The sequence below is a fragment of the Bradyrhizobium diazoefficiens genome (assembly GCF_016616235.1).
In the GTDB taxonomy this organism is placed as follows: domain Bacteria; phylum Pseudomonadota; class Alphaproteobacteria; order Rhizobiales; family Xanthobacteraceae; genus Bradyrhizobium; species Bradyrhizobium diazoefficiens_H.
This window is the reverse complement of record NZ_CP067100.1, coordinates 5843694-5861320: the sequence shown is the minus strand read 5'-3', so window position 1 is coordinate 5861320 and position 17627 is coordinate 5843694. Positions and strand designations below refer to the sequence as shown.

16 protein-coding genes and 2 pseudogenes are annotated in these 17627 nt (G+C 62.9%); 7 read left to right on the top strand and 11 right to left on the bottom strand.

Annotated features, from left to right (window positions below; genetic code table 11):
• Window positions 1-89: 89 nt before the first annotated feature.
• The 5 genes from JJB99_RS27820 to JJB99_RS36700 all read right to left on the bottom strand — a co-directional run bounded on the left by JJB99_RS27820 (window position 90) and on the right by JJB99_RS36700 (window position 4351).
• On the bottom strand, window positions 90-689 hold the full coding sequence (locus JJB99_RS27820; RefSeq protein WP_200495446.1) for a cytochrome c oxidase subunit 3: 600 nt from the start codon (window positions 687-689) through the stop codon (window positions 90-92).
• Window positions 686-2599, bottom strand: a complete 1914-nt coding sequence (ctaD, locus tag JJB99_RS27815; protein WP_200495445.1) for a cytochrome c oxidase subunit I — start codon at window positions 2597-2599, stop codon at window positions 686-688. The genes JJB99_RS27820 and ctaD overlap by 4 nt, the downstream gene beginning before the upstream one ends.
• Complete coding sequence (coxB, locus tag JJB99_RS27810) at window positions 2596-3606, bottom strand: cytochrome c oxidase subunit II (protein WP_200500326.1); 1011 nt, start codon at window positions 3604-3606, stop codon at window positions 2596-2598. The genes ctaD and coxB overlap by 4 nt, the downstream gene beginning before the upstream one ends.
• A 64-nt stretch (window positions 3607-3670) precedes the next feature.
• Complete coding sequence (locus tag JJB99_RS27805) at window positions 3671-4135, bottom strand: DUF421 domain-containing protein (protein WP_200495444.1); 465 nt, start codon at window positions 4133-4135, stop codon at window positions 3671-3673.
• Between the two features lie 93 nt (window positions 4136-4228).
• Window positions 4229-4351 carry a hypothetical protein gene (locus JJB99_RS36700; protein WP_283815995.1) on the bottom strand — a complete coding sequence of 41 codons (123 nt, stop codon included), beginning with the start codon at window positions 4349-4351 and terminating at the stop codon, window positions 4229-4231.
• Between the two features lie 333 nt (window positions 4352-4684).
• On the opposite strand from JJB99_RS36700, the gene JJB99_RS36405 reads away from it, so the two are divergent.
• The 4 genes from JJB99_RS36405 (at window position 4685) to JJB99_RS27790 (ending at window position 9573) form a co-directional block, all read left to right on the top strand.
• Window positions 4685-4933 (top strand): hypothetical protein, encoded by a 249-nt coding sequence (locus JJB99_RS36405; protein WP_246775008.1) that lies wholly within the window; start codon window positions 4685-4687, stop codon window positions 4931-4933.
• Window positions 4934-4986: 53 nt separating this feature from the next.
• Complete coding sequence (locus tag JJB99_RS36400; RefSeq protein ID WP_246775007.1) at window positions 4987-5298, top strand: SDR family oxidoreductase; 312 nt, start codon at window positions 4987-4989, stop codon at window positions 5296-5298.
• Window positions 5299-5676: 378 nt separating this feature from the next.
• Window positions 5677-6174 (top strand): ferritin-like domain-containing protein, encoded by a 498-nt coding sequence (locus JJB99_RS27795; RefSeq protein ID WP_200495443.1) that lies wholly within the window; start codon window positions 5677-5679, stop codon window positions 6172-6174.
• Between the two features lie 780 nt (window positions 6175-6954).
• Window positions 6955-9573: an MMPL family transporter gene (locus JJB99_RS27790; protein WP_200495442.1), complete on the top strand. Its 2619-nt coding sequence runs from the start codon at window positions 6955-6957 to the stop codon at window positions 9571-9573.
• Between the two features lie 58 nt (window positions 9574-9631).
• On the opposite strand, the pseudogene JJB99_RS36390 reads toward JJB99_RS27790, so the two are convergent.
• A pseudogene (locus tag JJB99_RS36390) lies at window positions 9632-10070 on the bottom strand (S1C family serine protease); the annotation flags it as partial.
• A 336-nt stretch (window positions 10071-10406) separates the two neighbouring features.
• Here JJB99_RS36390 and JJB99_RS36695 point away from each other — a divergent pair.
• Entirely contained in the window at window positions 10407-10535 is a 129-nt protein-coding gene (locus JJB99_RS36695) for a hypothetical protein (protein ID WP_283815994.1), read from the top strand.
• An 876-nt stretch (window positions 10536-11411) separates the two neighbouring features.
• On the opposite strand, the gene JJB99_RS27780 is transcribed toward JJB99_RS36695, so the two are convergent.
• Both JJB99_RS27780 and JJB99_RS27775 read right to left on the bottom strand, forming a co-directional pair.
• The gene (locus JJB99_RS27780; protein WP_200495441.1) at window positions 11412-11918 is read right to left on the bottom strand and encodes a YkgB family protein; all 507 of its coding nucleotides are present in this window, start codon (window positions 11916-11918) and stop codon (window positions 11412-11414) included.
• 47 nt (window positions 11919-11965) lie between these two features.
• Window positions 11966-12502 (bottom strand): carboxymuconolactone decarboxylase family protein, encoded by a 537-nt coding sequence (locus tag JJB99_RS27775; protein ID WP_200495440.1) that lies wholly within the window; start codon window positions 12500-12502, stop codon window positions 11966-11968.
• A 127-nt stretch (window positions 12503-12629) separates the two neighbouring features.
• Between JJB99_RS27775 and JJB99_RS27770 the strand changes: the two genes are divergently transcribed.
• Complete coding sequence (locus JJB99_RS27770; RefSeq protein ID WP_200495439.1) at window positions 12630-13631, top strand: AraC family transcriptional regulator; 1002 nt, start codon at window positions 12630-12632, stop codon at window positions 13629-13631.
• Between the two features lie 63 nt (window positions 13632-13694).
• Here the strand turns inward: JJB99_RS27770 and JJB99_RS27765 are convergent, their stop codons facing one another.
• Both JJB99_RS27765 and JJB99_RS27760 read right to left on the bottom strand, forming a co-directional pair.
• Window positions 13695-14369, bottom strand: coding sequence for a peroxiredoxin-like family protein (locus JJB99_RS27765; protein WP_200495438.1), 675 nt, complete (start codon window positions 14367-14369; stop codon window positions 13695-13697).
• Window positions 14370-14627: 258 nt separating this feature from the next.
• Window positions 14628-15506: a LysR family transcriptional regulator gene (locus JJB99_RS27760; protein ID WP_200495437.1), complete on the bottom strand. Its 879-nt coding sequence runs from the start codon at window positions 15504-15506 to the stop codon at window positions 14628-14630.
• A 149-nt stretch (window positions 15507-15655) separates the two neighbouring features.
• On the opposite strand from JJB99_RS27760, the pseudogene JJB99_RS36690 reads away from it, so the two are divergent.
• A pseudogene (locus tag JJB99_RS36690) lies at window positions 15656-16832 on the top strand (patatin-like phospholipase family protein).
• A gap of 151 nt (window positions 16833-16983) precedes the next feature.
• Here JJB99_RS36690 and JJB99_RS27750 read toward each other — a convergent pair.
• Entirely contained in the window at window positions 16984-17343 is a 360-nt protein-coding gene (locus JJB99_RS27750; protein WP_200495436.1) for a hypothetical protein, read from the bottom strand.
• Window positions 17344-17627: the final 284 nt, after the last annotated feature.

Here is a 17627-nt window from a genome sequence, read left to right as displayed (position 1 = left end):
GTACACGCCTTGCAAATTGATGCCCCAGGCAAGAGGTCCGAGCGCAACGCCGGCCCAATACAACAATCTGGATTGTCCTTCAGCTATGGTCATAGGCGCGGCACCCAATCGAGCAAGGCATAGAGCGGCAGCCATGCGAGCACGACGAAGTTCCAATAGAATACGTTGTCGGTGACGTCGCTAAAGCGGCGCGGCTTCGCGTGGCGCGTGAACATCAGCACCGCCAGCACGACCGTGTCGCCGACGTCGGTGGCAAGATGGGTCGTGTGCAGTCCGAGGATGAGCCATACGATGGAGCCGTAAGCCGAATTGTCCCAGCGCGTATTCAGATGCGCGAACTCGAAGCCGCGCAGCACCAGAAGCGCGATCCCGATCAGGGCCATCACGACGAGGCCCACCCGCACTTTCGCGAGGTCCTGACGGTGCGCGGCGCGGTTGGTGATCTCGTTCGGGATGATGCTCATGAGATAGACCGCCGCCTCCACCGTCCCCGGCCAAAGGTCGGGCGGCGCAGCGCCGATCGGCCAGTTCGGGTTGACCGCGTAGAGATAGAGATAGGTGCCAATGGCAATGGCAAAGCCCATGCCCTCGAGCGCCATGAAGCCCATGGCGCCCCACCACGGCCCGCTGCGCGGGCCGTAGCCATAGGTCGGCAACTCCGAAACATTGCGGACGATGGTCTGTCTCACTCCTCGTCCTCCTTGCTGCCGCTCGGCCAGAACCAGCCGATCAAGGCCACGGCCATCGGCGGCGTACCCCACAGCACCGCCCATGGGGTGAAAATCGAGCCGATGAAGAACACCGTCGTTGCGATGGCCGTGAGCAGCGGCCAGATGCTCGGTTCGGGCGAGGCCTCGCGGGTCTGCGGCTCCGCTTCCGCGAGCGAAGTCAACAGCACTTCGCGCCGCTCTACGCTCAGGCCCGCAACCACCGGCAGGCTCTCGCTGTCGGCCCACAACGGATCGCGGTGCTTGACGACTGGAATGCGGTCGAAATTCTGCGGCGGAGGTGGCGAGGAGGTCGCCCATTCCAGCGTCGAGGCATTCCAGGGATTGTCGCCCGCCAGCGCACCCTTGCGCAGGCTGTAGATCACATTCACCAGAAGCAGCGCGAAGCTGAGCGCGAACACGAACGCTCCGATGCTGGACAACAGATTCAAATGTGCCCAGTCCATGTCGGCCGTGTAAGTGTAAACGCGGCGCGGCATTCCGATCAGCCCGAGGAAATGCATAGGAAAGAATGCAACGTTGAAGCCGATGAAGGCGAGCCAGAAATTCCAGCGCCCCAGTCTTTCGCTCAGCATGCGCCCGGCGATCTTTGGAAACCAATAATAGACGGCGCCGATCAGCGGAAACACGGCGCCGCCGATCAGGACATAATGGAAGTGGGCGACCACGAAGTAAGTGTCGTGCACCTGGGTATCGATCGGCACCGAGGCGACCATGACGCCGGAGAGCCCGCCGAGCACGAAGATCACGAGGAAGCCGATCACGAACAAGAGCGGCGTGCGGTACACTGGCCGGCCGTCCCACAGCGTTGCCAGCCAGCAGAAGATCTGCAAGCCGCTCGGCACCGCAATCAGCATGCTCGAGGCGGTAAACAGGCCGGCGCCGAGCTGGGGCAGGCCTGTCACAAACATGTGGTGGACCCAGAGGCCGAACGAAAGGAAGCCGGTGCCGATCAGCGAGAGAATGACGACCGGATAGCCGATGACCGGTCGACGGGCGAAAGTGGCGAGGATTGCCGAGACCATCCCTGTGCCAGGGATGAAGATGATGTATACCTCGGGATGACCGAAGAACCAGAACAGATGCTGCCAGAGCAGGGGATGGCCGCCGGAAGATGGATCATAGAAGCGGGTGTTGACGAGGCGGTCCAGGATCAGCGACGTCGACGCGACCATGATCGAGGGCATCGCGAACATCACCAGGAAGCTCGTGACCAGCATGGCCCAGACGAAAAGCGGAATCCGGTCGAGAGTCATGCCGGGCGCGCGCAGCTTGAACACGGTGACGACGATCTCCACGGACACCGCGAGCGCCGCGACTTCGGTGAATGTGATCATCTGCGCCCAGACGTCGGCGCGCTTCGTCGGTGTGAACTGCAGGCTAGAGAGCGGAACGTAGGAAAACCAGCCGACATCGGGGCCAACGTTGAACAGGAAAGAGATCCAGAGAAAGCAGCCGCCAAACAGGAACATCCAATAACTAAAGGCATTCAGGCGGGGAAAGGCGATGTTTCGCGTGCCGACCATCAACGGCACGAGATAGACCGCGAACGCCTCCATGACGGGCACGGCGAACAGGAACATCATCGTCGAGCCATGCATCGTAAAGATCTGGTTGTACTTGTCGGCGGAAAGGAACGTCTTCTCCGGCCCGGCAAGCTGCACCCGCATGAGGACCGCGAGAATGCCGCCGAGAAGCAGGAATACGAATGCGGTCGCGATGTAGCGGCGGCCTATCACTTTGTGGTCCACCGACATGAGCGCGCCGGCAAGCCCGGACGGCGTCCGCCAAATGCGTTCGAGCTGGCTCGAAAGCTGAAGGCCGTTCAGGACGTCATCCCGCAACTCATCTCGATCAACGACGGCGCTCACTTGAGTTGCTCCAGGTAGTGAATGATCGCGATGAGCTCGTCCGATTGTAACGGCATCTTCGGCATGAGATTGCCGGGTTTGACGTGCTGCGGATCTGATATCCATCCGCCCAGCGTCGCGGGCGTATTCGGCAGCGTTCCCGCGGCGATTGTCGTGCGGCTGCCGACATGGGTGAGATCCGGGCCGAGCTGTCCGCCGGCCAGCGTGCCACTGACGTTATGGCACAGGGCACATCCGCGTGCTCGGAACAAAGCCTCGCCCTGCTTACCGAGCTGATCGGCGGGGCTGTCTGCGCTTTGGTTTTCGTGCTCGCGCCAACGGCCGAACTCATCGGGCGGCAGAGCGAGCACGGCGAACGCCATGTGGGCGTGCTGGAGCCCGCAGAACTCGGCGCATTGCCCACGATATACGCCGGCATTCTTGGCTGTGAACTGCAGCTCGTTCTTCTGCCCAGGGATAAGGTCCATCTTGCCCGTCAAGCTCGGCACCCAGAAGCTGTGAATCACGTCTGCGGATTCCAGTTCGACCTTCACCGGCTGACCGGTCGGGATCCGGATCTCGTTCGCTGTCACGAAACTCTGATGCGGACTGTCGGCTTCATAACGGACTTCCCACCACCATTGGTGACCGATGATCTTCAACGTGAGCACGTTCGCATCCTTAGCGAAGACTGTGCGCTGTCCGGCATAGCTGACGAAGGAGAGGCCGAGCACGGTGACGGTGGTCGCAATCCCGAGCGCCAGAATGACGCGGCCAGTACGTTCTTCAAATGCCTGGTGGAGATCGAGCGGCTGACCGGCCGCCCGCTTGCGGCGCATCATCGCTCCGCCGAGAGCAATCACGACGGCGGTCCAGACCACCGCCGCCACCACCAGAAATATGAACAACGTGTGTCGAATCTGGTCGGATTGCAGCCCTTGAGGGTCAAGCGCCGACTGCCGGCCCGCGCAGGCAGTAAGCGGCAACGTCGCGCACACCGACAGAACCCTTCGTACCCAGACCTTCATTGCCTCCACGCCATGCTTCCCCTTTAGGGCGGGAACCGGTCAGTCCTACAAAGGTTCCTATGCGCTAGTCCGAGCGATTCGCCTCATTCGAGCCGCCTAATTCCGGGATGTCTGCCAGCGCCGTCGCATCAGATCCGAGTTGGCGGATGACGCTGAAGGTGCCATCGGCCTCGAGCACGACGGCACCGACGTCCTCAATGCGATCAACGCCTTGATGCCGGATTGCGGCGCGAACGTCCGCCTCTGCCACCCGTTGTCGTCGCATCGCATCGTGGACAAACTTGCCCTGATGGAGCAGCAGCGTGGGCTGCGGATTCACGATGACCCGCAGCTGGCTCCAGTGCGCCACGGCGAAAGCGATGATGAATTGCAGCCCGATCAGGATGACGAAGCCGACGAGCGACTGCGCCACGCTGATATTGCCGGAGAGAACGCTGTTGGCAAAGGTTGAGCCAAGCGCAACGGTGACGATCAGGTCGAAGGCGTACCATTTCGCGAGCGTTCGCGGTCCTGCGATACGAAGCAGCACGACCAGTGCGAGATAGGTGATTGTTGTTCCAAGCGCAGTCCGCAGCAGCGGCGGCCAGCCCTGGTAGAGGATGTGTCCGACATCGACCATCGGCTAAAACGGCCAGCCCTTCACGGCGACCACGATCACCGCGTCGGCACCGGCCATCAGCAACAGGACTGCAAGACTGGCAACGATCGCACCGGGCTGGGCAAGGACGCGCAATTCTCCAAGCATATTCGGCTCCAAGACACCGCGTTTGAAGCGGCAATGTCCCGGTGACCGGGAGGTTCCTGTCAGGATCGGTAGAGCGAGCGCGGCTGCTCCTACCGGACCCGCGCCGCGTAGCTGTTGGGTCGTCGAGAATGTAACCGTGAGCGAGATGTTCCTGCATGCTCGTGACAGAGTCAGACGCCAGGAACGCTCCGGACTGAGCACAGTTGGTCGGCCGAACCCTCCGGAGGCCGGCATGAGCAACTATCCCAAGCCGCCCTAGCCGGCGCAAAAGCAACCGATGCCGGGCGCGACCGGCGCCATGAACCCACGGCCGGACCACGGGGAGGAGAGTCATTGCGGCTCTGGCCGGCTTGCACGCGAGGAGCCGACCTTATCATCGCCTATCTTGACCTTGACGAGGACGAGGACGCCGCCGAGGTCAAGGTCCTGGTGGAAAAGGAAGGCCGCAAGGCCGTGCTGATTCCCGGCGACATCCGCAGTTCCAAGCACTGCCGCAGCATCGTTCGGCGTGCGGTCAAGAACTCAGCGGGGTCGATGTCCTCGTCAACGACGCAGCGCATCAGGCGACATTCTTCGATATAGGCGACATCAGCGACGAAGAATGACAGCGCACGTTTGAGACGAACATCCACGCCATGTTCTATCTGACCAAGGCGGCGGTTGCCTATATGAAGCCGGGAAGCGCAATCATCAACACCGCCTCGGTGAACTCCGACATGCCCAATTCGATCCTGCTTGCCTATGCCACGACGAAGGGCGCCATTCAGACTTCACGGGGGGCTCGCCCAGATGCTGGCCGACAAAGGGATTCGGCGAACGCAGTCGCTCCGGGTCCGATCTGGACACCGCTGATACCCTCGACCATGCCTGACGATGCCGTGAAAAACTCTGGTCAGCAGGTGCCGCTAAAGCGGGCAGGGCAGCCGGCTGAGCTCGCGACGGCCTAGGTGATGCTGGCTATCCCCTATCAAGCAATACGTCAGGGACGACGGTCGCGGTCACCAGCAAGCGGTTTCTCTCGCAGATGCGGCGAAAAGCCTGACCCTTGCCGCCTCCATGGCTATCCCGAAATGAGTGAGCGCATTTCGTAAATGATGCTGGATTTCCACCATTCGTCTGCAGGCTTGATGCGGCAGGCATAACGCCCAGCTCGTGCTCCGAGAAGTTTTCTGTCACCGGCAATTGTTCCTGTCGCTGAGCATCGGTGATGGTCCGGTCAACTGCTCTGAGCGCAGGGGAAGGCACGGCAGCTTTGCTAGGAACTATCGATGTCGCGGCAAGTTGGCGCCGGCAGAACGAAGCCCAACAGAACAAGGAATATGACAATGACGAACGCAGCGAAGGACACCTTCGTCGTCGGCCTCCGCAACGCCCATGCGATGGAAACCCAGGCCAGAGAGCTCATGGAAAGGCAATCCGAGCGCCTCGATCAGTATCCTGAGATCAAGGCAAAGATCACGGCCCATCTGCAAGAGACCAACGAACAGCTCCGGCGGCTGGAGCAATGTTTGGAGGCCTGCGGCGAGAGCACCTCGAGCTTGAAGGACACGACTCAATCAGTCATGGCCAATGCTCAGGCGATGATGCACGCAATGGCCGGCGACGAGATCCTCAAAAACACATTCGCCAACAACGCTTTCGAGAACTTCGAAATCGCAGCCTACAAGTCGTTGCTTGCCCTGTGCGGTCCTGCCGGTGTCGAGCAGACTAGGGCGCCTCTGGAGACATCCCTGAAGGAAGAACAGCGCATGGCACAATGGATCGACGCGAACGTCGAGAAGGTAACGATGGACTATATCGCACGCCAGCCTCAGGCCGCTTGAGCCGGCCCTCCTCGCAAAATCCTTTCCTCGCGCCGGCTGGCGGCCCAGGGGATGTCGGGTGCCGCTCGACTATGTTGTGATCGGGCGCGGCCCGGCCGGCCCGATTGCCGCGATTTACCTGGCTCGCTTCCGCCGCAGCGTGTACGTGGTGGATGCCGGCATGAGCCGGGCTGCGCTGATTCCCCGCGGTCACAACATCCCGTGCTTGCCCACGCCTGTCCGGCCCCTAATTCATCGCTCAGATGTCTGATTAGACAGACGGACTCGCGGTTGTCTCGTCACGGGGAGACGCGGTCGCGGCCTGCGCCATCAACAACGCTTTGCCGCGCGCTCCCGCGTAAGCATAGCGAGTGACGCAACACGGTCCTCAGCCGCGAGAACGGATTCGGATTAACATATGTTTACGGTGGATAATTGCGATCTGGTTCGCGCCGTTCGCGTGCATTTTTTCTGAGGGCCTAAATTCCGAGGGCGCTGATCCCCTCTGTCCGCGTGGGAGCGATATCCACCGCTTTGCCGTTCCCTTCATCTCTTGCGGGGAGCCGGATTTCGGAAAATGGGACCAAGAAGAGGGCTCGACAGCTGTCACCATCGCCGGCGGTGAATCCGCATCCATTACACGGGTAGCAACCAGCGACGTCTATCGAACGTTAGATAGTTGATCGGCCCGAGCACCGGCGATCGAGACCACCAGCTCTTTGGCCGGCAGCCCCTCTGGCTTACGCTGGGACCCTTGATCTGGGCCGAGCTCACCTACCCGTTTTCGAAGAAGTCCAGGTAATGACCCAAATCGTAGTCAACATCGTCGATCTTTGCGTCCGCCGTTGGTGGGTCATCATCGTCCTGGGGGTGCTGCTGCTGTTTGGATGCGCGTTCTACGCCGCGGCGCGGTTCTCCATCAACACCGACATCGAAACGCTGGTGTCGCAGAAGCTTACATGGCACGAGCGCCAGATGGAGCTTTCGCGCGCATTTCCGCAGAAGGGGATCTCTGTTGTGGTGACCGCTTCGACGCCCGAAAATGCCGAAGTTGCAACCGACCAGCTCGTACGAACGTTGAAGGAAAGCCCAGAGCTGTTTCACCAGGTCGTGCAGCCCGACAGCGGCGAGTTCTTCGAGCGCAATGGGCTGCTGTTTAGCTCGACCGCGGACGTGCGCCGCGTTGCCGACGGGCTGGCTCATGCGCGGCCTTTCCTGCAGGCGCTCTCGGCCGATCCGACGTTACATGGCGCCGCCGGCGTGCTCGGCTCGGCGGCGCAAGGGATTGCGGCTGGCAGACTGAAGCTTGAGCAACTCGGCTGGCCACTTTCGCTCACGCGGAAGCTCCTGGAAGATGTCCTCGCCGGCAAGCCTGCATTCTTCTCTTGGCAGGAGCTTCTACAAGGGCACCCGCCTGCGGAAAGCCAATTGCGACATTTTATTGAGATTGCTCCGCGGCTCGACTTCAACGCGCTTCAACCCGGCCGAGCGGCAACGGATGCGATCGGGAAAGCGGCCTCGGATCTTCAATTGAAGCAACGTTTCGGAGCCGAGATCAGCCTTACAGGTCAGGTTCCGATGAATGACGACCAGTTCTCCGTGATCCGCTCCAGCGCTGTACGCGACACGCTTACGGCGCTCGTGGGCGTGCTGATCATCCTTTGGCTTGCGCTCCGCTCCTTCAGGCTGATCGCCGCGGTGTTCTTTAGCTTGGCTGTCGGGCTCGCCGCAACCGCGGCACTCGGTCTGCTGATGGTCGGCTCCTTCAACCTGATCTCGATTGCCTTCTTCGTGCTTTTCGTGGGGCTGGGGGTCGACTTCGGCATCCAGTTCAGCGTGCGTTACAGGACCGAGCGGCACGAGATCGATAACCTGCGCCACGCGCTGCGCTGCGCGGCGCACAAGGCCGGAGCGCCCTTGGCGCTCGCGGCAGCAGCTACGGCGATTGGCTTCTTTGCATTCCTGCCAACCGACTATCGTGGTCTCTCCGAGCTCGGACTGATTGCAGGGTGCGGCATGTTGATTGCCTTTGCCTGCAGCATCACGCTCGTGCCTGCCATGCTAACCGCGCTCAATCCGCCCGGGGAACCCGCAGCCGTGGGATTCAGATGGCTCGCGCCGGTGGATGCTTTTCTGCAGCGCAACCGAATTGTCGTGATCGCCGGCACTGTTCTTGTGGTCTTGGCCGGGACGCCGCTGCTGCTTCATCTGCCATTCGATTTCAATCCGGTCGATCTCCAAAATCCCGCTTCCCCCTCGGTTCTCACTTATCGGAAGCTGCAATCGGAGCCTGAAACGAACGGCAATGATGCCGAGGTGCTGGCTGCGTCGCAACACCAGGCCGACCAGATTGCGCAGCGGCTCTCGTCATTGCCGGAGGTCGCGCGCGTGGTGACGCTCACGAACTTCGTTCCAAGCGACCAGGAACAGAAGCTCGCCGCGCTTCATTCCGCTGATCACGCGATCGGGCCCGTGCTCAGCCTGCGCCGCGAGAGGCCGGCTCCGGGCGACGAGGATACCGTCAATGTGCTGCGGAGTACGGCAGAAGCGCTCTCCAAGGCAGCAGCCGACGCGAATAGCCCGGCCGCGGACGATGCACGCACCGTCGCATCCCAGCTTGAGCAACTGGCAAATGGGGCGCCCGAAGTTCGTCGCAAAGCGGATGCAGCAATCACGCCGTCTCTCAATTACGATCTGGACCTCCTGCGCAAGACCCTCGCAGCCCAACCGCTGACACCCGAAAGCTTGCCTGCCGACCTGGTCCGCGATTGGCAGTTGCCGGACGGACGAGCGAGGGTACAGGCGCTCGCTAAAGGCGATGCAAACGACGTCGGCGTGCTCCGAAAATTCGCGGAGGCCGTTCTTTCTGCCGAGCCGACCGCGGCGGGAACTGCGGTTAGTTATTACGAATCAGCCCGCACGGTGACCCGGGCCTTCGGGGAGGCTGGGATAATGGCGCTGGTCGCCATCGCCATCCTCCTCGCGATTGCTTTGCGGCGGATCACAGACGTCCTGCTCACCTTAATCCCGCTGCTTGTCGCCGGGGCGCTCACGCTCGAGCTTTCCGTCCTGCTTGGTCCGGAGCTCAACTTTGCCAATATCATCGCACTTCCGCTACTCCTCGGCGTCGGTGTGGCGTTCAAGATCTACTATGTCATGGCATGGCGGGCCGGCAAAACCGGACTGTTGCAGTCGACGCTGACGCGAGCCGTGGTGTTCAGCGCCATGACCAATGCGGCCGCGTTCGGCAGCATGTGGGCCTCAAGCTACCCGGGGATGTCCAGCATGGGAAAGCTGATGGCACTAGCGCTTGCGTGCACCATGGCTGCCGCGGTGCTGTTTCAGCCGGTCCTAATGGGGCAACCACGCCAGATCAAGCCGCATGCGGAGGTGTCGCCTTTGCGCGAGGCCGCCGAATAGGTGGCCAGAACAGCGAAGGGTCATCGTTCGGTGAGCCGGGAAATGTCTGCTCGCCCGCAATGCGGTTGACAACATAGACGGGAATGGCGAACCCGATTCCGGCCGATGCGTCCGAACCGGAGAGGATGGCGCCGTTTACGCCAATAAGGCGCCCGGCGCTGTCGAGAAGAGGACCGCCGAAATTTCCCGATTAATCGGCGCGTCAGAATCATCTCCTTGACTTCGCGAGCAGTGACCGAGGGCAGTTTTCGGCCAAGCGCACTTACAATGCTGAGGTCAAAGTCGAGACCGTAGGGGTTGCCGATGGCAAACGTGCTCTGTCCGACCTGCAGGTCGGTCGAACGGCCCACGGCAAAGGGATGCAGTGGGAACCTGGGTCGCTCCAACTGAAGAACGGCCGGGTTATAATTGGGGGCAGCGCCTACCACCCGGGCCGTGACGAATTCACCGGAGGTCAGTCGAACTCTAATCTGGCCCGTGCCGCTGATGACGTGATTGAGGGCACGCGAGCGCGGATCCCCGCTGGCTTTCGCAAATGGCGTTGGCTCGCAGGGATGAGTGCCGCGCCTGTGGCACCGGCCCGGGGCGGATCGATTACTTCTGCATTTCGGAGTTGTTGGAGGATGACGACTCCGAATCCGAATTGCCGGAGGGGGTGCGGCCTGGACCGGATCCCACAGTCGCTGAGTTCGTCCCGGTCGTCATGGCCTCGAAGACGGACATGCCGTGTGGGCCTATCGTCATGACTACGGGATTGCCATCCTTCGATTTCGCCTGCACCACAAAGGGGCGGCATCGCCGGAAGTGGCGACGAAGACGTCTTGGGACCTAATGTGATCCTCGTCAAGGGCGACAAGTCTGGAACCGGGCCTGGTGCTGGCGGCCACAAGGGCGCCCACAAGGGCGAGCGCAAGGGCGGCCAGAAGCATGAAAACGATAAAGGTAAAGCTAAGGGCAAGTGAGAGTTGTCCGCGCAGCCACGAAGCATCGCGCAGCCCGCAAAGCATGAACCGGCACAGAGAAACGCTGGCGGGGTGGGCCTGCGCAGCCTCGCGGTTAAGCTGCCGGCCGATCTGCCCGAATTCATCCATTGGTCGGCAACGCCCGCGGCGCCGGACTCATCGGCGCGGTTGAACTGCTCGGCAAGAAGGAGTCGAAGGGGATTTTCAACCCGTCCTGGGGCGCTGCGGCTTACGTCGGAGAACGGGCTCAAGCACGGTCTGATCACGCGTGCGCTCGGAGACACGGTGAACTTCTGCCCGCCGATGATCATCACCAAGGCCGAGATCGGCGAGATCTGTGCGCGCTCCCGACGTGCACTCGACCACATTTATGCGGCTGCAGGCCGGTCGCCCGGTGGCTGCGACCTGGCGTTCCAACTGACGCCGAAGGCTCGATGCGGTAGGCCTTACCGAAGAGATCAAGGCAGCAATTCTCGGCGGCAACCCCGCGCGGGTCTTCCGCTTTTACGCGATTTCGGACCCTTGGCTTCGGAGGGTAGCAGCCGTTTCGATACGCAAAGTCTTGAGTGCGTCGGCGCCATTCGCCACCAGACCTGCCACGACGAATCCCCCGGTGCGGCGGGCTGTTTTTGTTTGGAAACGGCTGCTAAGCTATTAAGTTTGCTAGAAGCCATTCTGGCCATCTTTTCCAAACGTCCCTTGAAATCACTCGATAACCAAACTGATTTTGATTCCGCCATTCGGAGGTTCGATCCCTCCCGCCCCAGCCAGTTGATATCTCCACCTGAAATTGCTGGAATGATCATGGGATGCGCAGATCGCCGGCGAGGTGGGACGCTCGCCGGCGACGCTTCGCCATCGGCAGGGTGCCACCCCTCATTGCCGCGTCAGGCGAACCACGTCCTGCCGCAGCAGGTAGAGCGAGACGGCGAGCAGGACGACGTCCTTCATCAGGAACGGCACGTTGCCCGTCATCGCGGGGAAGCCGCCCGCAGCGACGTCCCAGCCCTCCGGCATGAAGGGAATGATGGTGACCGTCGCGATAAAGGTGCCGGTCGAGCCGAGGGCGCCGAGAACGCCGAGCCGCTTGTCCCAGAAACCTGCCAGCAGCAGGAACCCGAACGTCCATTCCGAGGCGCCCAGAAAGTAGCTGGCGCCGGCATGGCCGAACACCGGATAGAGCCACCAGATCAACGGCCCGTTGCTGATGAACGGGACCAGTCGTTCGAATTCATACGGAAACCACTTCTGGTAGCCGAAGAAGGCGAACATGATCACCATCGCGGCGCGGACGAGGTGGTAGTCGAGGTCCTCGGCCAGCAGGCCGGACCTTTCCAGCGCGCGGACGAGCGGATTGTGAGCGGTGTCGGACAGCGTAGTCATGGTCGTGATCCTTTCATGCTGGAGATCTGAGTGATCGCAGCGTCGCCTCACGCGACGGCGGGGAAGTCGATGTCGGTGTCGTTGATGCGGTTGAAGACGTTGGTGAAGACGGTGGTCGCGAAGGCCAGGCTGATCTCGACGAGCTGGGCGTCGCTGTAGCCGGCGGCCTTGATCGCGGCGAACTCCTCGTCGCTGATGGTGCCGCTGGACTGCGCGAGCTTGCGGACGAAGCGGATCAGCGCATCGCGCTTCTCATCGCCGGTCGCCCGACGATCGCGGATGTTCTTCAGCTCGTCGGGCTTGAGGCCTGCGAGCTTGCCGAGCACGCTATGCGCGGCGACGCAGTAGTCGCAGCCGGCGACACCGCTGATGACCAGCTTGATAGTCTCCTGATCGCGCTTGCTGAGCGACCCGGACGCGAGCACGGCATCGGCGGCGAGGACCGACTTGAGCGCAGCCGGACCGTGGGCGGCAATCGCCGCGAACGTGTTCGGCACGCTGCCGATCGCCTTCTTGATCTGGGCATAGACCTGACCGGACGGACCGGCATCGGATTCGAGATCGGGGACTGGAAGACGAGACATGGTGGCACTCCTTGTTGGGGTTGGTGAACGATTGCGGAGTGACAATAGAGACCGGATCTGAGACTTTGAATGTCGTCATAACTCAGATATATGCTCAGTCGTCTCATCTGGCGTCGTGGAGGATGTCATGGACTGGCTGAGCCGGCTGTTCGAGATGATGCCGGTGCGCGGCCGGCTCGACCTGCGCTGCACCTACGGCGCGCCGTGGCGGATCGAGCAGGGGCCGGGCGAAGCGAACGAGATCCCCTATCACGCGGTCGTCGGCGGCTCGGCCGTGTTGGAGGATCCGGCCGGCGGCAAGCCGCTGCGGCTGGACACCGGGGACATCCTGTTGCTGCCGGGCAATCCGCGCCACGTCATGCATGACGGCGGCGGCGCGCGGCCGAAGCCGGCGCGAAATCGCAAGGAGCTCAATCTCGTCATCAGCGAGAACGCCGGCAAGGGAGAGCGGCTCGATCTGCTCTGCGGGCATTTCGCGATCGCGCCTCCGCACGACCGCCTGCTGCGCGCCTATCTGCCGCCGCGCCTTGTCGTGCATGCCGGCGCTCGCAATGAAGGCGAGAATGCCGCGCAACTCGCGGGCCTCGTCGCGCTGATGCGCGGCGAGTCGGCCGGCGATCATCTCGGCGGCCGCGCGATGCTCAATGCGTTGTCGGCCGCGATGTTCGCGCTGGTGCTGCGGCTCGCCAGCGAGACCGAAGACGCACCGCGCGGTCTGCTCGCATTGGCTGGCCATCCGCGCCTCGCGCCGGCGGTGGCCGCTCTCTTCAGCGAGCCGGCGCGCGCCTGGTCGCTGCCCGATCTCGCGCGCCTGTGCAACATGTCGCGTGCCACACTCGCCCGGCAGTTCCAGGAGAAGCTCGGGCGATCGGCCTCCGATCTCCTGACCGACATCCGGATGACGCTTGCGGCGAACGAGTTGAGGAAGTCGTCGCGGTCGACGGGCGCCGTGGCGGAGGCGGTGGGATATCAATCCGAAGCCGCTTTCCAACGCGCCTTCAAGGGCCACATGGGCGTCACGCCGGCGCAGTGGCGCAAGATGCAGGAGCAGTTGGGGCGGGATATTTTCGCAAGGCCGGCGCGACCTGAAGATGCCGGATCATTTCCGGCAGGGCCGGATTCGAGATGAAGCGGTCGCCGAAGGTGACAGCGGCCGGTGGTCATTGCGCCCCACCGGCCGGCTCGTGCGCCGTCACACCTTGACGGCCGCCGCCCGCTGCAGCACCGGGATCATGTCCTTCGGCTCCGGCCGGCGGGTGTAGTCGGGGTTCACTTCGGAATAGAGGATCACGCCATCCTGTCCGATGACGTAGCGGGCCGGCATCGGCAGCGTCCAGCTCGGGTCGTCGTTGAACGTCGGCAGATCGTTCTTGAGCTGCTTGTAGAGCTCGACCAGATAGTCGGGCAAGTTGAAGCGAAGGCCGAACGCGGCGCCGACCGCACCCTTGGCGTCCGACAGAATCGGGAACGAGAGCTTGTTCTGGCGAACCGACTTGCGGCTGTTCGGAGCGGTCTGCGGCGAGATCGCGATCAGCGAAGCGCCGTATTTGTCGAACTCCGGCTTGGCGGCCTCAAGCGCCTGCAGCTCCATGTTGCAGTACGGACACCAGACGCCCCGGTAGAAGCTGAGCACCAGCGGGCCGCGCTTCAGCAGCTCGGTCGAGCTCACGATGTTGCCGTCGGGGTCCTTCAGCAGGAAGGACGGCGCGAGATCGCCGGCCTTCTTGGCGCGCTTGGCCGCGCCCGATTCGATCAGCTCGGCGGTGGCGCGGTGCATCGTCTCGATGACGGCGTGAGGAACGTTGTAGGGCGGCTTTCCGGCTTCGAAATCGGCTTTGAAAGCGTCGAGCTTGGCTTGAAGCGACATGATGGTCTCCTTCGGTGTCTGCGTGGACGGCGCGGCGCCGCCCGTTTCGTTGAACTCACGTGGAGAAACCTAAAGCAGGCCGCCGCAGCGGGGTAGCCGGGACGCCGGACTAGCGCTTATTCCGCCCAGGAATAATGGTCGCGCGGCCGGTGTTCACCGTACGCGGTCAGTCGTGACGTTGAATGCCGGCCGGGATCGAATAGATGCCCGTTCGTCTCATGGGCCCGCGGCTGCGAGCACAGGGGCCTTAGCAGGGCCTTACGCGTTGAACCTACGCTCGAAGAAATCCACGAACGCACGCGCCTTGGCTGTCGCCGCGCGGCCGCCCGGAAGCACCGCCCAGAGGTCGAGTGGCGGCAGGCTCCATTCCGGCAGGACCGTACGGACCGTGCCCGACCGCAACTCGGGGCTGAACATCCACTCCGACGCGATGGCCAGTCCCGCATGCGCGAGCACGGCTGCTCTCACGCCTTCGGCAGCACTCACCCGAAGCCGACCTTGAACGGTGACGGCCAATTCCGTGCTCTCGCGCGTGAACGACCACACGCTGCCTTCGCGCAGATAGACGACGGCCTGATGCGTGCTGAGCTCACTCGGCGCCGACGGCGTGCCGGCCCGATCGAAATAGGCGGGTGTCCCGAGCACGTGCCGCTTGCACCTGCCGACGCGGCGAGCGGTCAGTGTCGAATCCACCATCTTCCCCATCCGCAGCGCCACATCGATGCCCTCCTGGACGAGATCGATTTGACGATCGTCCAGCACCACCTCGAGATCCAGCTCCGGATGCTGCGCCATGAACTGCGGCAGCAATGGAATGAGATGGATACGGGCGAAAGTCACGGCTGCACAGACGCGCAATCGTCCCTTGAGACCTGCGCCCGCGCCGCGCGCGGCGAGCTCGGCCTCGGTCGCTTCCGCGAGCGCGCGTCTGGCGCGTTCGAGATAGCCAAGTCCGGCTTCGGTGGGTGTCAGCCCTCGCGTCGAGCGCGTCAGCAGCTTGACCCCGAGATAGTTCTCCAGCTGTGCGACGGATTTCGAGACCGCCGGTTGGCCGACGCGCAGCTGCCGCGCCGCTCCGGAGAACGAGCCAGTCTCCACGACCCGCACGAATGTCTCCATCGAAGCCAGACGGTCCATCTTATTCTCCGCAGGAATGAGCGATATCGCTGCGCCCTGTCTGCCATGCCGGACGGAAATTGGCCACTGCACTGCGCCGGCGGACCGATTGACAGAACGCCGTCCAAGCCTTGAATCGGCGAACAGTTTTCCGAGAGCAGGAGACACGCATGGACCGACCGATCGAACGTCTTCAGGCCGCGGATGCTTCGCGGCCTCGCCGGTTGGACTGCGGCGAGCTCCCGGGCCAGGTGGTGCTGGTGCTGCAGGGCGGCGGCGCTCTTGGATCCTATCAGGCGGGAGTCTATCAGGCGCTCCAGGAAGCCGGAATCGAGCCGGACTGGATCATCGGCACCTCGATCGGCGCCATCAACGCAAGTCTGATCGCGGGAAACGAGCCGCCGCGCCGGCTGGAGCAGCTGCTCGCGTTCTGGAGCCGCGTGCAGCGCGCCCCCCCGCTGGAGCTTTGCGAGCGCTTTCGCTGGCCTCGGCGGACGGTGGTCGCACTGGAGCACGCTGACCCAGGGCATACCCGGCTTCTTCACGCCGAACCCGCTTGCCCATGCCGGCGATGCCTTCCCGCTGGGTGCCGACCACGCCGGCTACTACTCGACGGCACCGCTCGAACACACGCTCGCCGAGCTGGTGGACTTCGAGCTGATCAACGAGGGCAAGCCGCGCCTGACTGTCGGCGCCGCGCATGTACGGAGCAGCCGGATGCGCTATTTCGACACCCGCGATGAAAAGCTCGATGTCAGGCACATCATGGCGTCGGGAGCCCTTCCGCCCGCCTTTCCGCCGGTGCGTATCGACGGCGAGCTCTACTGGGACGGCGGCATCCTCTCCAATACCCCCACCGAGGCGGTGTTCGATGACAATCCGAGAAAGGATTCGGTGATCTTCTCGGTCCATCTGTGGAATCCGGTGGGGCCGGAGCCGACGACGATGGCCGATGTCCTCAACCGCCACAAGGACGTCCAGTATTCGAGCCGCATTGCGAGCCAGATTGCGCGCCACCAGCAGACGCATCGGTTGCGTCACGTCATCAACGAACTCGCATCGCGGCTTCCCAAAAGTGAAAGCAGCAACCCGGAAATCATGGAATTGCTCGGCTACGGCTGCCAGACCCGTATGCACGTGATCCAACTGCTGGCGCCGCAGCTCGACCACGATGATCACACCAAGGACATCGATTTCAGCGAGGCCGGAATCCGGCTGCGCTGGGACGCAGGCTACGCGCACACCAGGGCGGTGCTGGCGCGCAGGCCGTGGGAGGACCAGTTCGATCCGCTGGCGGGCGTCGTCCTGCATGAAGCGCACGATTTGACGCCGCTCGCCGCCGAATGACCCCGCCACCCTCGCGGTTCGGCAGAGACCAGGAATGATCAGTGCTTCGACATCACCGCGCGATCCCGACCGTCATGCCTGGTTCGAGGTCTGCCGCCATCATCTGGTCGTGCTTATCGGCCGGGATGGCCGCTTTCGGCAGGCCCGATGATCAGTTGCGCCGTGCGGTCCAGTATCCGGCGCACCGCGCGGTGCCGGAATAGCCGCTCCACCGTCCGCGGCCAGCGTTACCCGAAAGCCGGCCGCTGCCCGAGGCGAACTTGTCCTGAACGCTCACCGAGGCGCGGACAGCCCCGGATCTTGCGACGTAGCCCCTGAACCTCACCAGGTTCGGATGTGTCACGATGCCGTCGGTGATGTTGACGGAGAAATTGTACGTCGGATCGCATGCACCTCGCTGCGTCACGAAGACGAGATCCCAGGTGCCGTCATAAGCCGAGCGAGCCTCGGCTGCGGAGCTGGAGGCGGCGAGACAGACCGCCGCCGCGGCCCAATAAACGCACTTCTTCATCACGATGTCTCCGGGCCGTGGTCATGGCGGCCACGAGCTGTGCTGCACTTGTCTTTCGAGAAGATAGCAGCTTTTTCGATCGTCCAAAGAGGACGGTTTCGCGAGCCTCGTGCTTTTTCCAAATGCACCTCGAAGTCGTTGAATGCGCCAGCTGGCGCCGCTTCTATCCCTCGTGCTGATCCAGCCCCGCCAGCCGAAGCGGGGCGCCGATCACATCTTGGGCGCAGGGCAGCATGCCCGCCGCGGCCTTGCCGTGGCAGCCGGTCCCTGTAATCTGGCGAGAA